Origin of the sequence: Chromohalobacter moromii (assembly GCF_023091865.1) — a bacterium.
Classification (GTDB): Bacteria; Pseudomonadota; Gammaproteobacteria; order Pseudomonadales; family Halomonadaceae; genus Chromohalobacter; species Chromohalobacter moromii.
Map to the genome: position 1 here is coordinate 846,090 of NZ_JAHXDI010000001.1, position 17,633 is coordinate 863,722.

The window sequence follows — 17,633 nt, forward strand, 5'->3', positions numbered from 1 at the left end:
AAACGTATGGCTTGGAACGAGCCTGGTGGTGGAAATCAGCAGGACCCGTGGAGCGGCGGCGGTGGTCGTCGCGGAAGCGGTAACGGTGGGGGGAATGGTGGAAACAACCAAGGCCCGCCGGATCTCGACGAGGCGCTGAAGAAGTTTCAGGACAAGCTTAGTCGCTTGATGGGGAAGCGCGGTAAGCGTGGAAGCGATGGCAACGGCGGCGGCTCGGGCGGCAAGGGGAACCCCTTCATACTGCCGGGCGTGCTAGTGATCATCGCATTGGTCATCTGGGCCGGGTCTGGGTTCTACGTGGTCGATCAGTCTGAACGCGGTGTGGTGCTGCGCTTCGGCAAGTATCACGATACGGTGAGTCCCGGTCTGCATTGGAGCCCGACCTTCGTCGATCAAGTGACGAGGGTGAATGTTACTGAGGTGCGTTCGTTCCGGCAGGACGCCTCCATGCTGACGAGCGATACCAACATCGTGACGGTGCGTCTCTCTGCTCAGTATCAGGTCGCCAATCCTCGCGATTATGTGCTTAACGTACGTGATCCCGAGCAGAGTCTGCGTAACGCACTCGATTCCACGTTACGCCATGTCGTCGGTGCGAGTGGCATGCAGAATGTGCTGACCAGTACAACCGAGGTCGAAGAAGTCAAGCAGATCGATGAAGGCGGTAAGGTGCCGGATATGCCGGAAACCGTGGAAGATCCCAGCGAATTGCCGGTGGTCACCATGACGCCGCCGGTCCCGGATTCGTTGCTCAGTGGCCGTGAGGAGCTTGGTCCCGAGGTCGCCAAACGGCTCCAGGAGTCTCTGGATGCCTATGGGCTAGGGTTGCGTTTGCAGACCGTCAATCTGGAGAGCACTCAGGCGCCGGAACAGGTTCAAGATGCCGTGGACGATGTGATTCGCTCACGTGAAGACCGCCAGCGCTTGATCAACGAAGCACGGGCCTACGAGAACGCCCTGCAGCCCCGCACTGAAGGGGAAGCGCAGCGCTTTATCGAAGAAGCGACCGGTTATCGTAATACCGTGGTCTCGGATGCCGAAGGCCAAACCAACCGCTTCCTGGCCGTACTGGACGAATACCAGCAGGCGCCGGACGTGACACGCCAACGTCTCTATCTGGATACAGTGAGCGAGGTATTGGGTAACAACCGCAAGGCATTGATCGATGTTGGCTCTCAGAACAACTCGATGATTTATCTACCGCTCGATCAGCTAGGTAAGCCTCGCGCCGGCAGCGGTAGCGATGCTGACTCGCAAGATATACGTCAACTTGAGTCGGTCTCCCAGCAGGTTCAAAACGAACCACTTTCTGGTAGCGACAACAGCAGTGGTCAGCGCCAGTCGAGCGGAATTTCGCGGGAGGGTCGTTAATCATGGTCAACAATCGTGCCTTGGGTATCGTCGCATTGCTGGCCGTAGGGGCCTGGATCGCCAGTTCCAGCCTGTATGTGGTGACGGAGAAGCAGCGGGCCATCAAGTTACGCTTCGGTGAGGTAGTGCAGGCCGATATCGAACCTGGCTTGCATGTGAAATGGCCGGTGCTCAACACCGTGCGCTTCTTCGATGCGCGTGTGCAGATGCTGGAAAGCACCGAAAGTCGCTTTCTGACAGCGCGTCGCAATGCCTTGATCGTCGACTCCTACGTCAAGTGGCAGGTCGTCGATCCCAGCCTGTTCTATCAGGCCACACGAGGTGAGGTCTCGCGCGCCGAGGGCCTCATTGCGCCGCGCGTCGATGAAAGCTTGCGTAACGCTTTCGGTAGCCGCGAAGTGGACAAGATCATCAGCGAAGAACGCAATGAGATGCTCGAGGAGCCGCAGAAGCAGTTGGATAAACGACTGCGTGAGGAAGTGGGTGTCTCGATATTGGATATTCGCCTCAAGCGTGTCGAACTGCCTCAGGAAGTCCAGCAGGCGGTTTTCGAGCGTATGCGCACCGAGCGTAATGCCGAAGCGCGTCAGTATCGCGCCCAGGGGCAGGAGCAGGCCGAGCGTATTCGCGCCCGCGCCGATCGTGAGCGTCAGGTGACACTGGCTAACGCCCGCAAGAAGGCCGAGACGCTGCGTGGTGAAGGCGATGCCAAGGCTGCGGAGATCTACGCCAATGCTTATAAGCAGGATGAAGACTTCTTTGATTTCTATCGTTCCCTGCAGGCATATCGGAATAGCTTCGACAAGGGCGACGATATGTTGTTGTTGAGCCCGGATAGCGAGTTCTTCCGTTATTTCCGGTCGCCGAACGGCGAGGCAAGCAGCAACGACGAATAAGTCACGACCTGGCCTCCGGGGTCCGTCCGTCCGGGGTACATCCGTCCGGGGTACATCCGGAGGCCAAACGTGGTAGACTCTTGACACCGGGCGTCGCCCGGTTTTTTTGTGGCCTGTCAGCGGATCTGGATGCCTCTACGGCGATTCGCGACGGGCTCGGTATGCGACTCCGACATGACGTGTCAGCGTTCGTGTCGTCTCGCCCTCAGCCGACGATGCCAATACGCCACTCATTTCTGGCAGGACCGAAAAATGACCATCGCTGACCGCTGGCTGCTTCCCGACGGCATGGATGAAGTACTTCCGCCTCAGGCGACGCGCATGGAACAACTGCGTCGTGCGTTGCTCGATCTCTATGATCGCTGGGGATATGACCTGGTGATTCCTCCGACGGTCGAGTTTCTCGATTCGCTTTTGACCGGCACGGGGACCGATCTCGATCTGCAGACATTCAAGCTGACCGACCAGCTCTCCGGACGGATGATGGGCGCCAGCGCGGATGTGACGCCGCAGGTGGCGCGTATGGATGCGCACTCGCTGCAGCGCAATGGGCCGGCGCGGCTCTGCTATTGCACGACCGTATTGCGTGCCAAAGCCGATCAGCATCAGGGCGGCCGCAGCCCGACTCAGGTGGGGGTGGAGCTGTTCGGCCATGCGGGGTTGGATGCCGACATCGAGGTCTTGCGGTTGGCGCTCACGGGGCTGGAAGTCGCCGGGGCGGGCGAAACTCACCTGGCGCTCAGTCATATCGGCATCTATCGTGCCTTGGTGCACGCGGCGGCATTGAATGCGGAAAGCGAGTATGCGCTTTTCGAAGCCATCGAGCGCAAGGCCTTCAACGACGTCGATGCCCTGGTCGCGCGGGATGTGCGTGACCCCGCGTTGGCCGAGATGCTGCAAACATTGCCGCGTCTGTACGGGGGCCAGGAGATGCTTGATCAGGCTCGCGAGGTCTTTGCAGGAGCGCCTCCCGCAGTCGCGGCGGCACTGGATGAGCTGCAAGCATTATGCCGTGCCGTCACGGCCAATCACCTACAGGCCGAGGTGTATATCGACCTGGCTGAGCTGCGTGGGTATCAATACCACACGGGGATGGTGTTTGCGGCGTATGTGCCGGGTTATGGGCAGGCTTTGGCCAAGGGCGGGCGCTACGATGACACCGGACGCGCCTTCGGTCGGGCGCGCCCGGCGACGGGATTTTCCATGGATCTCAAACTGTTGGCCTCGCTGATCGAAAGCGGTCCGCGTGGTGACGCCATTTGGGCGCCTGCCGATGAGCGTGCCACGCTCACCCAGGCCATTGCGCATCTGCGCGCTTCCGGCGAGCGCGTCATTCAAGCATTGCCAGGGCAGCGTGTGGGGCCTCGCGAACAGCGTTGCGATCGACAATTAGTGGAAACCAACGGCGAATGGCGGGTCGAACCGCTCGCGTAAATCGGCGGATCCTTTGATCGAGAGACGAAAGCAATGGGCAAGAACGTAGTCGTATTGGGCACCCAGTGGGGTGACGAAGGCAAGGGCAAGGTCGTCGACCTGCTGACGGAATCCGCCGCCACGGTGGTCCGTTTTCAGGGGGGGCACAACGCCGGCCATACGCTTGTGATCGATGGCGAAAAAACCGTCCTGCACCTGATCCCCTCCGGGGTGTTGCGTGCCGATAAAACCTGCGTGATCGGCAATGGGGTGGTGCTCTCGCCGGAAGCGCTGATGGAAGAAATCCGCGAGCTGGAAGCGAAAGGCGTGCCCGTGCGTGAACGGCTTCGCTTATCCCCGGCCTGTCCTCTGATTCTTCCGTATCACGTGCGTCTCGATCAGGCGCGCGAAAAGGCGCGTGGCGTTGCCAAAATCGGCACGACCGGCCGTGGAATCGGGCCGGCCTATGAAGACAAGGTTGCACGGCGTGGGCTGCGTCTCGGCGATATCCTGCATCGCGAGCGTTTCGCGTCGAAGCTGGGCGAGGTACTCGACTACCACAATTTTGTGCTGACGCAGTATCACAACGAGTCACCGGTGGATTTTCAGCAGGTACTCGACCAGGCGATGGAAATGGCCGAAGAACTGCGCCCGATGGTCTGCGATACCGTGTCGTTGGTCCATCAAATGCGTAAGGCCGGCGATAACATCCTGTTCGAAGGGGCGCAGGGCTCGTTGCTGGATATCGACCACGGCACTTATCCGTATGTGACCAGCTCTAATACCACAGCAGGGGGCACGGCGACGGGCTCGGGCGTGGGGCCGCTATATCTTGATTACGTGCTGGGGATTACCAAGGCCTATACTACGCGTGTCGGGTCGGGGCCGTTCCCCACCGAGATTTTCGATGAATTCGGTCGCCACTTGGCGGAGAAAGGCCATGAGTTCGGTGCCACGACGGGCCGCGCGCGACGCTGTGGCTGGTTCGATGCCGTGGCGCTACGCCACGCGGTGCAGATCAACTCGGTTTCCGGGCTATGCCTGACCAAGCTGGATGTGCTCGATGGCCTGGAAAACATCCGGGTTTGCGTGGGATATCGCAGCAAGGATGGCGCTACTATCGATAACCCCGTCGACTCCGAAGGTTATGAGGTCATCGAACCGCTTTATCAGGATCTGCCCGGCTGGAGTGCGTCGACGTTGGGAGTCAAGCGTATCGAGGACCTGCCCAATAATGCACGCGCCTATATCAGCTTTCTAGAGGAGCAGACGGGCGTGCCGATCGACATCATTTCGACGGGGCCTGATCGCAACGAGACCATCGTGCTGCGCAACCCGTTCTCTGACTAGATGGGCCGCTTGCCTGGTTCCTGGGCAATGCCCGGTCGGGCGTTTTCGTGCAGGAGCTTAGGTTTTTAGAGCCGGCCTTGTCACGCTGACTATGAAAGACAATGAAAAAGCTCGCGCCGTTACCGGCGCGAGCTTTTTTACGTGTTGCTGAGGGAAGTCGTTTAGCCGGCGAAGGCGGCATAGATGGCAATGACGCACAGGACGAGTACCAAGCCCACAGGCCAAGCGCCCTTCCAGGGAGTTAGATCGACTTCGCCCGCATCCTGGTGAACCCACTTGGTTCCGCGTGGGCAGACCTTGCCGATGATCAGCATGATGGCGATTAGCAGCACGAAGACGCCTGCTACGAAATGGTATTGACTAGTGACGTCGAGAATCTTGTTGAAGGGCGGTATGAAATATCCCGCCGCTATCAATAAGCAGCCCGCGACCAAGCCTATCTTGGCTGCAATCGCGGGAACGCGCTTGGTGAGCAGCCCCACTAGGACCACGGCCAGGATGGGAATGAAATAAATGGCGTTCATCGTCTGCAAGTAGCTGAACAGGCTTTCCTGGCCCGCGAGAAGCGGTGCGATGACCATGGCGGCAATGGCCATGATCCAGCCAAAGATCTTGCCTGACTTAACCACTTGCGCTTCCGTGGCATCTTTCTTGATGACGCCTTTGTAGATGCCCAGGCTGAACAGCGTCGTGGTGCTGTTGAGCGCCGAGTTGAACGACGACAGGATGGCGCCGACCATCACGGCAGCGAAAAAGCCGGTCAGGTAAGGGGGCAGGATGTCGAACACCAGGTGGCCGTAGGCTTCATCGGCCTGGACGCCCTGGTCGGCATACATGTGATACGCGATGATGCCCGGCAGTACGAGGTACAAGGGGCCGAGAAGCTTGAAGAAACCGGTCAGCAGAACACCCTTCTGGCCTTCGGCGAGTGTCTTGGCGGCGAAGGTGCGCTGAATGATCTGTTGGTTGGTGGTCCAGTAGAACAGGTTGATCAGGAAGACGCCGGTGAATAGCGTGGCGAACGGTACGGCCTGATCCTCGCGCCCCATCGAATTGAACATCTCGGGGTGCTGTTCGTTGAGGATATCCCAGCCGGCCAGGATGCCTCCGCCATCGCTGACGGCGTTGAGCGCGAAAAACACGATCAAGAGGCCGCCGATGAGTAGCCCGACCCCATTGAGCGTATCGGACACGGCCACCGTCCGCAGCCCCCCGAAGAGCGCATACACGGCGCCGATCAGGCCCACGATCCATACGGTCGCCCACAGCAGAAAGCTGCTCGATTCGATGCCTGTCAGCCCCGGGAGATCGAGCATGCCTTGCAAACCGATCGCCCCGGAATACAGCACGATCGGGAGCAGGATCACCGCATAGGCGATCAGGAAGATGATGTTACAGATCAACTGCGTGCCGTGATCGAAGCGGATCTCCAGCAGTTGCGGTACGGTCGCGATCCCGCTACGCAGGAAGCGTGGCAGAAAGAAGAGCGCCAGCAGCACCAGGGCAACGACCGCAACGACCTCCCACGCCATGACACTCAAGCCATCGGTGAAGGCGGCCCCGTTGAGCCCCACCATCTGTTCGGTGGAGAGGTTGGTCATCAACAGTGAGCCGGCGATCAGCGGAAAGGTCAGGCTACGGCCGGCCAAGAAGTAGCCGCGGGTGCTACGCAGGTCATCTCGGCGCGTGATCAGCCAGGTGATCAGTGCGACGAGCCCCGTGAAGAAAAGAAACGAGATCAGCGTCAGGGCATGCATGGAATAGGCATCCTTGGACTTTCATGGGTCATGGCCGTGTCGATTGAAGGCCCGCGACATGGCCTTGTCATATCGTCAGTCTTCAAGCGCACGGGCGTGTCGAACACTACATCGTGAGGACGAATTTTAGCCGGCAAACAGAAAACTACCATTCCCCATTTGTCTGACATTGCTCCAGTAATGTCTGTGTAACTCGCTTTATGGGTTGCTAGTGTCCTGGCGACAGCCCTCATCCAAGGCGACGAAGGTGGCGTCCTGCCACCGATATAGGGTGTACCAGCCACGTTCCAGAAGAGGCTCGAGGCTAGTGCAGTGGTTGGCGAAGGCGTCGCGCAGTGCCTGGTCGCCATTGAACTCGTAACGTTGGGGCAAGCCCAAGCGGTAGAGGTTTTGGTAGCCCCACCAGTAGCCGTTGTCTAGATAGCTGCCCATGAGTATCTTGAGTACGGGGAATGCACGCACGGTGTTGTGGGCGCTCTGACTGAGCGGGAGAGTACCGAAGACAACGAGGGGGCCACTTGCCTCGAATCGTCGCAGGTCGTCGACTAGCTGGCGCGACACGCTTTCCTCGAACGCTTTCTGACTGCCCTGGGCATTGCCGTAGGCATATGCGATCACCGTGGCACCGCCCAGTACGAGAATGAGCATCGACACGCCTAAGCGGCGCCATCCGTAATGCTCACAGGTAGCCACTGCACAAAACAGTGAGCCGGCGCACAAGGCGCCGAACCCGATGAAGGTGCGCGGACGCCAGAGAGGATCTTCAAGCGCCGCCATGATGCCCAGCGAACCAAGCGGTAGCAGCAGCAAGATGACCACCATGAGCAAGAGCCGCCAGGGCCATGCAAGGGAGCGCTTGGCCTGTGCAGGGCGCAGGGTGCCGAGGATCAGGCCGATCAATGCGATCAGGGTCGTGGCCGATAGACCCCACCAAGGCGCTCCTGCGAGTGTCCTGGCTGCATAGCGCCAGAAGGTCAGAGTATTGTCGAAAATATGAATGGGCAGTGTCGCGGGGGCGGCCATCTGGCTATGCGACAGGCTATAGCCGCCAGCCAGCCACCAACCCGACATCAGCTTGTACCCCACGAGCGTGACGGCGCCAGCGGCTAGCAAGCCGACATGGCGCCGCCATTGGAGTGTGCCATGCGTGGCCAGGCTGAGCAGAGCATGAAAAGCGAGTAACACGAAGTAAACGCTCACCGCCGCCTGATAGAAGCATAGACTGGCGAATAAGCCGATGACCGATAGCATGACGCCCTTTCCCAGTGACGCTCTCATGCCGGCGGCGAGGGCTAGCCCGGCGCAGCTGACGGCAAGTGCCATGGGCAAGGCATCGAACTGATAGGAAAGGTTCTGCAGGAAGAAGGGTTGCAGCACCAACAACGTCATCGCAAGCCAGGCGTGGCCGTCACTGAATTGCACAAAGGCCTGACGTAGCGCAACGAGCATTGTCGCGACGCTGGCCAATCCCAGCCATAAAGGAAGTGGAGCCAGCTCGACGACACGCGTGCCCTGATTGAGCGTGAGCATGACGACATCGGCAAGAGGGCGCGCATTCGAGGTCCAACCGGGCTCGCCATACATGCTGCGCCAGATATCGTCGAGGTAGAGACGATCGGCCGCCACGATCGGATAAGTGGCCAGCACAAGACCAATGAAGATTCCCGCCCATCGCCAGGCATCGGGGCTCGGCGTGCGAGAGGGAGGCAGAGTTGACGGTATCGACATCAGGTACCCTTAGTGGTGTGAGAGAAAGCGTGGATGAGCGCAATGTGACGACAACGCTGCCGGTGGGCTCCCTTCATGCCCTGCGTGATGCTAAGCTCTCGTATCGGGAGCATGGAGGGCTTCTCGTCTCATCAATCTGCGTCGCCTCTGGAACTTTCATCTTCGTTGGGTGTATTGCATACACTAGTGTGTTCAGCCGAAGAATGTGACGTAAAGGGGGGACTTGCCCCTGAAAAGCCGCAAGGGAGTAGTAATGTGAGTGTACCGAATCGACATTTTTTGACGGCAATTTCCTCGCGTCGTTGTAGTCGCCCTCTCGCGGGCATGCTGGGCGTATGGTTAGCCTTCGCGGCGCAGGCATGTATGGCCTTTGGCTTCGAGGATGTGGTCAAGAAAGCCGAACAACTTTCCGAGCAAGGGTACCAAGCACCCGACACGAACTTGCCGGAATCGCTGAGCAATCTGGAGTACGCGGATTACGCCAAGATCCATACCAAAGATGGGCACGCGCTGTGGGAAGACGAAGACCTACCCTTCAATCTTGCTTTCTTTCATAAAGGGATGCACTACGACACTTCGGTGAAGATACACACCGTGGTGGAAGGTGAAGTGGAAGACATTTCCTTCGATCCCGACGATTTCGCATACGGTGACCTGGATATTCCCGAGGAAGATCTCGAGGGCCTCGGGTTTGCGGGATTCAAGGTGACCAATGCGCTCAATGACGCCGATCGCATGAATGAAGTCATGGCTTTTCAGGGGGCGAGTTATTTCCGCACCTTGGGGCGTGATCAGACCTATGGTGCATCCGGTCGTGGTCTGGCGATCGATACGGCGCTACCCAGTGGTGAGGAGTTCCCCGCGTTTCGTGAGTTCTGGGTCGTCAAGCCAAGCAACGACAGCCAGTATCTAACGGTGTTCGCACTGCTCGATTCACCGAGCCTTGCCGGTGCTTATCGCTTCGTTCTTCGTCCTGGCGAAGACACCGTCGTCGATGTGACATCGCATCTCTTCATGCGCAACGCCGTGGAAAAACTGGGGGTCGCACCGCTGACGAGTATGTACTTGTATGGCCCTGGCCAGCCTACAAACTCACTCAACTATCGGCCGGCGATTCACGATTCCAATGGTCTGTTGGTGCACGACGGAGGCAAAAAAGCGGAAGGGGGCAAGGAAGACTGGGTCTGGCGCCCGCTTGCCAATCCCAACAAGTTGATGGTCGACGAGCAAGATGTCGACTCTCTCAAGGGATTCGGACTGCTGCAGCGCAGTCACGACTTTCATGATTATGAAGATCTCAAAGATCGCTATGATCGTCGTCCAAGCGTGTGGATCGAGCCTCAAGGCGACTGGGGCAAGGGCCAAGTCGAACTGATCCAGATCCCCACGCCAGACGAAACCAACGATAATATCGTCACCTTGTGGAAGCCCGACGAAGCGCCGCAAGCGGGCGATGAACTCGACTTCAATTATCGTATGTACTGGACGACGCACGAAGCCAAGTTCCATAGTCCCGATTTATCCTGGGCTGGCCAGACGCGTCGCTCGCAAGGCGAGGTACGTAAAGACAACTTGGTGCGTGAGACCGATGGTTCGCTAGCGTTCATCGTCGACTTCAAGGGACCGGGGCTGGAATCGATCAAGGACGGTGCCAGCATGCAAGTCGATGCCTCCGTCGGAGAAAACGGCGAACTGGTCGAAAGTCGTGTCGTTCCCAATGACGCCGAAGGGGGGTGGCGAATGTTCGTGCGCGTCAAGCGTAGCGATGACAGTCAACCTCTGGATATTCGCGCTTACCTGAAAGATGGAGATGAGCGGCTTTCGGAAACCTGGTATTACCGGCTCCCCGCCAATGGTTGATACACAAGCTGATACAGTGACCGGCGATTATCTCGAACGTCTGGCACAGGAAACGGATTCCCGAGGGGCGCGCCGCGAACTGCTCGCGAGTCGCCTCGATGAACAAGGCATGGAAGCCTTGCACTCGAGCCTCGGTGCGCGCGAGGTCTCGGAAGATGATCCGGCGTCGGCGTCGGTGGGCGCGCGCTTGTCGCTTGCGTATAGCGCCCGTCCGTTGGCGCCGCCCACCGTGCTCACGACGGACGCGCAAGGCATTACGCGGCTTTGTACTACGCCGCCCATAGTCCGCACACCCCTGGCACCGGAGCCATGGGCGACCAATCCTTTCGTGCGTTATGCTCAGCGTACGCGCAACTGGGTAGAGCGTGGCTTTCGTCGACGTCAAAAGGGCGGGTCGGATGCCATGCCGACCCCGCGTTGGCAGAAAGTCGGCAGGCTGCGTCGTAAGATTCTGTTGCTCCTGGTGGTAGGGCAAAGTCTGGTGGCGGCGGAATACATGCGTTCGGTGTTGCCCTATCAAGGGAAGCAAGCGCTCGAAGTCGCCATTCTGACGCTGTTCGTGCTGTTGTTTTGCTGGGTCTCGGCGGGATTCTGGACGGCCCTCATGGGGTTCTTTCAGCTTTTGCGCGGACGCGACCGCTACGCGATCGATGCCCGTGATGTGCAAGAGGATGCGCCGATCGACGAAGCGGCGCGCACGGCGTTGGTCGTGCCTATCTGTAATGAGGATGTGGCGCGCGTTTTTGCCGGTGTGCGAGCCACGCTCGAGTCGCTGCGCGATAGCGGCCAGGAACGTCACTTCGACCTCTTCATTTTGAGCGATACCTTCGATCCCGAGCTGGCGATTGCGGAGACGCACGCCTGGCTGGCGTTGTGTCGTGAGCTGGATGCCTTCGACCGTGTCTTCTATCGCCGTCGCCAGCGCCGCATGAAGCGCAAGAGCGGCAATATCGACGACTTCTGCCGGCGTTGGGGCGTTAATTATCGCTACATGGTGGTGCTGGATGCCGACAGCGTCATGAGCGGTGCGTGCTTGACGCGTCTGGTGCGATTGATGGAAGCGCATCCCAAGGCCGGGATTATCCAGTCTGCACCGCGTGCCTCCGGTCGCTTGAACCTCTATGCGCGCATGCAGCAGTTCGCGACGCGTGTCTATGGACCGCTATTCACGGCGGGGCTGCATTTTTGGCAGTTAGGCGAGTCGCATTATTGGGGGCATAACGCGATCATTCGTTTGGCCCCCTTCATGCGTCACTGCATGCTGGCACCGCTGCCTGGGAAAGGCTCGCTTTCCGGGGAAATTCTGTCTCACGATTTCGTCGAAGCGGCGTTGATGCGTCGGGCAGGGTGGGGCGTGTGGATCGCCTACAATCTGGATGGCAGTTACGAAGAGATGCCACCCAACCTTCTCGACGAACTCAATCGCGACCGCCGCTGGTGCCACGGCAACTTGATGAACTTTCGCCTGTTTCTGGCCAAGGGCATCCATCCGGTGCATCGCGCGGTCTTCCTGACCGGGGTGATGTCGTACATATCGGCGCCGCTGTGGTGCTTGTTCCTGATCTTGTCGACAGCCTTGCTGGCGGTGCATACGTTGAGTACGCCGCAGTATTTTCCCGAGCCGGGCATGATGTTTCCTGTCTGGCCGCAGTGGAATCCGACCATGGCGGTGGGATTGTTCGCGGCGACGGCCACGCTTTTGTTCTTGCCCAAGGTGCTCAGCGTGATCCTGGTGATTGCGCAAGGGTCCAAGGAGTTTGGCGGCGGCTTGCGGCTATGCGCGGGCATGGTCCTGGAATCGCTTTTCTCCATGCTGATGGCGCCGGTACGAATGCTTTTTCATACACGTTTCGTACTGACGGCGCTTCTGGGACGCGCCATACAGTGGCGTTCTCCGTCGCGTGACAACAGCGATACGCCGTGGGGCGATGCCGTGCGTCACCATGGCGTTCAGACGCTCATCGGGGCGGTATGGGCCGTGGGCGTGTATTACATGGAACCGACCTTTCTCTGGTGGCTGGCGCCCATCGTGGGCGCCTTGATGGTATCGATCCCGGTGTCGGTATTTTCCAGCCGTGTGTCGCTGGGGCGCTGGTGTCAGCACGCGCGCTTGTTTCGTATTCCCGAAGAGACGCACCCTCCGCGTGTGTTGCGGCGCATGGTGCGTCACCTGAAACGTATGCGCACCCAGCAGGCGACGGCACCGACGTTCGTGCAGGTGGTCGTCGACCCCATGGCCAATGCGCTAGGGTGTGCGCTGGCCACGAGCCGGCATGGCGTATCGGCGCTTCTACGGCAACGTCGAGAGGAACGGGTCAGGGCGGTCGTTACCGAGAATCCCATCAAGGTGGAGCCTGCGGCCCAATTGAACTTTCTCGATGACCCCGTGTTGCTGTCGATGCTGCATCACTGGGTATGGACATCGCCTGACGCACACCCGGACTGGCGCGAACTCGGTACGCCGACGCCTGTCTCATGGCGGGTGCCGGGATGAGACGACGGGCGACGAAGTATCGCCGCCAGCCTAGCTGCTATGCTGGAGGCGATGTCTGTGAGTGGCCTTTCGTGTAGCGTCGCATTCAAGGAAAGAAGGAGATAAAGGAATGAGCATCATTTTGTGGTTGATCATCGGGGGCTTGGCCGGCTGGATTGCAGGCAAGATCATGCGCGGTGGCGGCTTCGGTATCCTCGGCAACATCGGTGTCGGCATCGTGGGCGCGGTTATCGGCGGCTTCCTCTTCAGCCTACTGGGATTGGCGCAGACCAATATCATCGGCTCGTTGATCATGGCCGTGATCGGTGCCGTGTTGCTACTGTGGATCGTGGCCAAGGTCCGGAAGTCGTAGCGTGCCGTGGGTACTGATACCCTAAAGAGCGTTCGTTGAATATGGAAAACGAATAATTCCTTGCCCCGGCCCCTTTGAGAGGCCGGGGCTTTTCGTGGATGCAGTATTCTCGGAACTGCTGTGAGACTCGTGCTTATGGACAAGACACAACGGTCAGGCCAGAAGGAACGCTTTATTGGCCTGGAGTGGTTACGCTTCGCGCTCGGGCTTTATATCGTTATCTTCCATACTCTGCATACCTACCCGTCGATCAGTGACTGGTCGCATTACGTGACCGATATCGGTTTCTTTTCGACCAGTACGTTTTTCGTGCTGTCGGGTTTCTTGCTGACCCATGTCTATCTAGACAATCAGCGCAAGCTGCGTGAGCCGGCGCGGAGCTTCTGGATCAAGCGTTTTTCGAATCTGTACCCGATTCATATAGGCTCTCTGCTGCTGGCGATTGGTATTTCCTTGTTGATAGGTTACCTCGCCATCACGCCTCAAGACGCTGGTATGTCGCCCCGTTTCGTCATTTACGATGTCAACAACGATCTGGGTCAGACGACACCGGGCGCCTTGGAGCATTTCATGAGCAACGCCGAGCTCGCGCTCAACCTAGTGCTCAATGTCAGCCTGTTGCATGCTTGGAATCCGTATTATCTGACCTTCAATCCGCCGTCCTGGTCGATTTCGGCGCTGATGGCCTTTTATTTGGTCTTCCCGTGGATAGCGCCGCGCCTTTTTCGTCTTCGCCACGCGGGACGGGCTTTGGTCGTGACCAACTTGCTCTATCTGCTGCCGCCTCTAATAGTCATTGCAATGACCGACTTCGGTATGCCCGAAACGGGAATCCTGCACCGCAACCCCCTGATTCGCTTGCCTGAGTTCGTGGCGGGAATACTGCTGTGCGTGTGGTATACCCGCTATCGCGCGGCGGGCGGCTGGCTGAGTGTCATGCAGCGTCTGATGCTGATGGCATTTGTGGCCAGCTGTGTCGTGGTGGCGGTCTGGTTGTTGGGGCAGGGACATGCCTGGTATTACCTGCTGCATAATGGCTTGTTACTGCCTGCGCAGTTGGCATTGATTCTTCTGGCTACACAATGGCGCACGCCCGAGAGCCGCCGTGTCCGTCGCTTGGCGAGTCGGCTGGGCGGTGCGTCGCTGCCGATGTTCGCACTGCATGTTCCGCTTTTCGTGATCTTTACCCGAACCGAGCGCGTGTTCGCGGGCGATCCAGCCCTGTGCACGAGCGGATTTCGCGCTTGCTTCGATGCCGCTGGTGACAGCTCGCTGGTGTTCTATCCGTTGTTTCTCCTGCTGACGGTGCTGTTCTGCGTAATGTTTCAAGAACAGTTCGTACTGCGGGTACGCAATGCCATGCAGCGTTGGTTGCTGCCTAGGGTGGGGACGCCGCCGTCGCATACCGAAAAGGTGGCGCGCTGACGTTAGTTGCTGTCTGAGCTGAACGACGAGAGGGGGGCCATGTATATGGCGCCCCTCTCGTATCATGCGATGACGCTCGTGCGTTTACGCGTGGCTCAACTCCTTGAGGCAGGCCTCGATGATATCCAGACCTTCCTGGAGAATATCGTCTTCGATGGTCACCGGCATCAAGAAGCGGATGGTATTGCCGTAGAGCCCGCAGGACAGCAGGATCAATCCCTTCTCACGCGCTTTCTTGCACAGCGCTCCGGTGCGTTCAGCATCTGGCGTATGCTTGGCCTTGTCGGCGACCACGTCGAAGGCGGCCATGGCGCCCAGGTGGCGGACGTTGTCGACGCAGGCGAAGTCTTGCTGCCATTTTGCGAAACGCTCACCCAACTTATCGCCCAGTGCTTGGCTCTTCTCGAGAATCTTCTCTTCTTCGAAGACTTCCAGTACCGCGAGAGTCGCAGCGCAGGAGACCGGGCTGCCGGTGTAGGTGCCGCCCAGCGAATTGCCACCGGAGGCATCCATGACCTTGTCGGTACCGACCACGGCGGAGATCGGCATGCCATCGGCCATGCTCTTGGCCATGGTGATGATATCCGGCTCGACGCCGCTGTGTTCGATGGCGAACAGCTTGCCGGTACGCCCGAAGCCGGACTGCACCTCGTCGACGATCATCAGCATGCCGTGCTCGTCGCAGATCTCGCGAACCGCCTTGAGGAAGCTGGGCGAGGCTGCGTAGAAGCCGCCTTCCCCGAGCACCGGCTCAAGCACCACGGCGGCGGTGTCGCGGGGGTTGGCGTCGGTCTTGAGCGTCATTCTCAGGCCGTTAAGCGCGTCTTCCTCGCTGACCCCGTGATAGGGTACCGGATAAGGGGCGCGGAAGACGTTGCCCGGCATGCTGCCGAAGTCGGTGGCATAGGGGGCGACCTTGCCGTTCATGGCCATGGTCATGAACGTGCGGCCGTGGTAGCCGCCGGTGAAGCAGATGACGTTGTCGCGTCCAGTGGCCGCGCGGGCGACCTTGACCGCGTTTTCCAATGCCTCGGCGCCGGAATTGGCCAGCATTACCTTGCCATGGCCGCGCACCGGCGTGAGCTGGCTGAGCTTCTCGGCGACCTTCACGTAGCCCTCATAGGGCATCACCGTCTGACAGGTGTGCATCACCTTGTCGAGTTGGTCCTTGACCGCTTGCACCACCTTGGGGTGACGGTGACCGACGTTGAGCACGCCGATACCGCCGGCGAAGTCGATGATGCGGTTACCGTCGGCGTCCCAGATCAGAGCGTTTTCGGCACGCTCGGCAAATTGGGTCGCTGGGCTCGCGGCGCCGCTGGCGACGTAACGTGTCTTGAGTTCATTGAGCTGTGCGTTGTTCATGCTTGCCTCCTTGTTAAAGTCCGCCCATGCAGACGTATTTTAGCTCGGTGTATTCCTCGAGACCGTGGTGGGAGCCTTCGCGTCCCAGACCGGACTCCTTGATGCCGCCGAAGGGCGCCAGCTCGGTCGATAGAAGCCCTTCGTTGATGGCGACCATGCCGTATTCGAGGCCCTCCATCACTTGCCATATACGTCGATAGTCGCGCGCATAGACATAGGCGGCAAGGCCGAATTCGGTGGCGTTGGCCATGGCGATGGCTTGGGCCTCGTCGGTGAAACGAAAAACCGGGGCCACGGGGCCGAATGTCTCTTCGCGGGCGACATGCATGTCTGCGGTGACGTCGGCGAGCAGGGTCGGTTGGAAGAAGGTGCCGCCCAATGCGTGCGGTTCGCCACCACACACCAAGCGTGCGCCCTTGGACCGAGCATCGGCAATGTGTGCCTGCACCTTGTCGATGGCCGCGGCGTTGATCAAGGGGCCTTGGGTCACGTCGTCCTCGAGACCGTTACCGACCTTGAGTTCCGCGATGCGCTCGGCGAACCTAGCAATAAAGGCGTCGTAGATGCCGTCTTGCACCAGAAAGCGGTTGGTGCACACGCAGGTTTGACCGGAGTTGCGAAATTTGGAGGCGATGGCTCCCTCCACAGCGGCCTCCAGATCGGCATCGTCGAAAACCACGAAAGGCGCATTGCCGCCTAGTTCCAGAGAGGCTTTCTTAACGGTCTCCGCGCACTGCGCCAGCAAGCGCTTGCCGACCGGAGTCGAGCCGGTGAATGAGACCTTGCGCACGCGGGGGTCGGTAGTCAGCACGTGGCCGATCTCGGCGGGCTTCTCGGCGGTGAGCACGTTGATGACGCCTGCGGGAAGCCCGGCATCCTCGGCGAGCTTGGCCAACGCCAGGGCGGTCAGCGGCGTGGCTTCTGCGGGCTTGATCACCACGGGGCAGCCGGCTGCCAAGGCCGGGGCGCATTTTCGGGTGATCATCGCCAGCGGGAAGTTCCAGGGCGTAATGGCGGCAACCACGCCGATCGGCTCGCGCATGACGAGGATACGCTTGTCGGCGCCGTGGCCGGGCAAGGTTTCGCCAGCGATGCGCTTGGCTTCCTCGGCGTAGTATTCGATGAAGCTTGCGCCATAGGCGACCTCACCGCGCGACTCGGTGAGTGGCTTACCCTGTTCCAAGGTCATGAGTTGCGCCAGTGCCTCGCGATGAGTCATGACAAGCTCGAACCAGGCACGCAACAAGGACGCGCGCTCCTTGGCGGGGCGTCGACGCCATTGCGGCCACGCGGCTTCGGCGGCGGCGATGGCATCGTGTGCCTCGTCGGCGCCCAGGTCGGGGACCTGCGCCAGGCATTCGCCCGTAGCAGGATCGGTGACCGCGAAACGGCGCTCGCTATCGCGCCATTCGCCCCCTATGTAGGCGCGGTCGATTAAGATGTTAGGTGTTGGTTGACTCATGGAAGCCTCCGGGTGACGCGTGATTCATCGTCTATTATTTGACGGTGTGTGCATTATTTAAAACACTTGATTAGGGTGGCGTCCAGCGATTTTTCGCATCTCGCATGGGCAGGTTATCGCGCCTTGCGTATCGGCGACACCAGCCTCTTTCCGGTACACT

The 17,633-nt window shown here is 59.5% G+C and carries 12 protein-coding genes; 8 read left to right on the forward strand and 4 right to left on the reverse strand.

What is annotated here, in order from left to right:
• The first annotated feature begins 6 nt into the window (after positions 1 to 6).
• The 4 genes from hflK (at position 7) to KZO83_RS03810 (ending at position 5,030) form a co-directional block, all read left to right on the forward strand.
• Positions 7 to 1,371, forward strand: a complete 1,365-nt coding sequence (hflK, locus tag KZO83_RS03795) for an FtsH protease activity modulator HflK (RefSeq protein ID WP_247619804.1) — start codon at positions 7 to 9, stop codon at positions 1,369 to 1,371.
• Between the two features lie 2 nt (positions 1,372 to 1,373).
• A complete protein-coding gene (hflC, locus tag KZO83_RS03800; RefSeq protein ID WP_247619805.1) occupies positions 1,374 to 2,267 on the forward strand; it encodes a protease modulator HflC in 894 nt (297 codons plus the stop codon).
• A gap of 252 nt (positions 2,268 to 2,519) precedes the next feature.
• The gene (locus tag KZO83_RS03805; protein ID WP_247619806.1) at positions 2,520 to 3,701 is read left to right on the forward strand and encodes an ATP phosphoribosyltransferase regulatory subunit; all 1,182 of its coding nucleotides are present in this window, start codon (positions 2,520 to 2,522) and stop codon (positions 3,699 to 3,701) included.
• Positions 3,702 to 3,734: 33 nt separating this feature from the next.
• Positions 3,735 to 5,030: an adenylosuccinate synthase gene (locus KZO83_RS03810; RefSeq protein WP_247619807.1), complete on the forward strand. Its 1,296-nt coding sequence runs from the start codon at positions 3,735 to 3,737 to the stop codon at positions 5,028 to 5,030.
• Positions 5,031 to 5,191: 161 nt separating this feature from the next.
• Here the strand turns inward: KZO83_RS03810 and KZO83_RS03815 are convergent, their stop codons facing one another.
• Positions 5,192 to 6,787, reverse strand: a complete 1,596-nt coding sequence (locus tag KZO83_RS03815; protein ID WP_247619808.1) for a solute:sodium symporter family transporter — start codon at positions 6,785 to 6,787, stop codon at positions 5,192 to 5,194.
• Between the two features lie 198 nt (positions 6,788 to 6,985).
• A complete protein-coding gene (locus KZO83_RS03820) occupies positions 6,986 to 8,515 on the reverse strand; it encodes a glucosyltransferase domain-containing protein (RefSeq protein ID WP_247619809.1) in 1,530 nt (509 codons plus the stop codon).
• 255 nt (positions 8,516 to 8,770) lie between these two features.
• Between KZO83_RS03820 and KZO83_RS03825 the strand changes: the two genes are divergently transcribed.
• The 4 genes from KZO83_RS03825 to KZO83_RS03840 all read left to right on the forward strand — a co-directional run bounded on the left by KZO83_RS03825 (position 8,771) and on the right by KZO83_RS03840 (position 14,646).
• Complete coding sequence (locus tag KZO83_RS03825) at positions 8,771 to 10,375, forward strand: glucan biosynthesis protein G (RefSeq protein ID WP_247619810.1); 1,605 nt, start codon at positions 8,771 to 8,773, stop codon at positions 10,373 to 10,375.
• Positions 10,368 to 12,869, forward strand: a complete 2,502-nt coding sequence (gene mdoH / locus KZO83_RS03830) for a glucans biosynthesis glucosyltransferase MdoH (protein ID WP_247619811.1) — start codon at positions 10,368 to 10,370, stop codon at positions 12,867 to 12,869. The genes KZO83_RS03825 and mdoH overlap by 8 nt, the downstream gene beginning before the upstream one ends.
• Positions 12,870 to 12,978: 109 nt before the next feature.
• On the forward strand, positions 12,979 to 13,221 hold the full coding sequence (locus KZO83_RS03835) for a GlsB/YeaQ/YmgE family stress response membrane protein (protein WP_040243976.1): 243 nt from the start codon (positions 12,979 to 12,981) through the stop codon (positions 13,219 to 13,221).
• A gap of 135 nt (positions 13,222 to 13,356) precedes the next feature.
• Positions 13,357 to 14,646, forward strand: a complete 1,290-nt coding sequence (locus KZO83_RS03840) for an acyltransferase family protein (protein ID WP_247619812.1) — start codon at positions 13,357 to 13,359, stop codon at positions 14,644 to 14,646.
• A gap of 84 nt (positions 14,647 to 14,730) precedes the next feature.
• On the opposite strand, the gene gabT is transcribed toward KZO83_RS03840, so the two are convergent.
• Both gabT and KZO83_RS03850 read right to left on the reverse strand, forming a co-directional pair.
• Positions 14,731 to 16,011, reverse strand: a complete 1,281-nt coding sequence (gabT, locus tag KZO83_RS03845) for a 4-aminobutyrate--2-oxoglutarate transaminase (protein ID WP_247619813.1) — start codon at positions 16,009 to 16,011, stop codon at positions 14,731 to 14,733.
• 13 nt (positions 16,012 to 16,024) lie between these two features.
• Positions 16,025 to 17,473: an NAD-dependent succinate-semialdehyde dehydrogenase gene (locus KZO83_RS03850; protein WP_178999488.1), complete on the reverse strand. Its 1,449-nt coding sequence runs from the start codon at positions 17,471 to 17,473 to the stop codon at positions 16,025 to 16,027.
• Positions 17,474 to 17,633 lie beyond the last annotated feature (160 nt).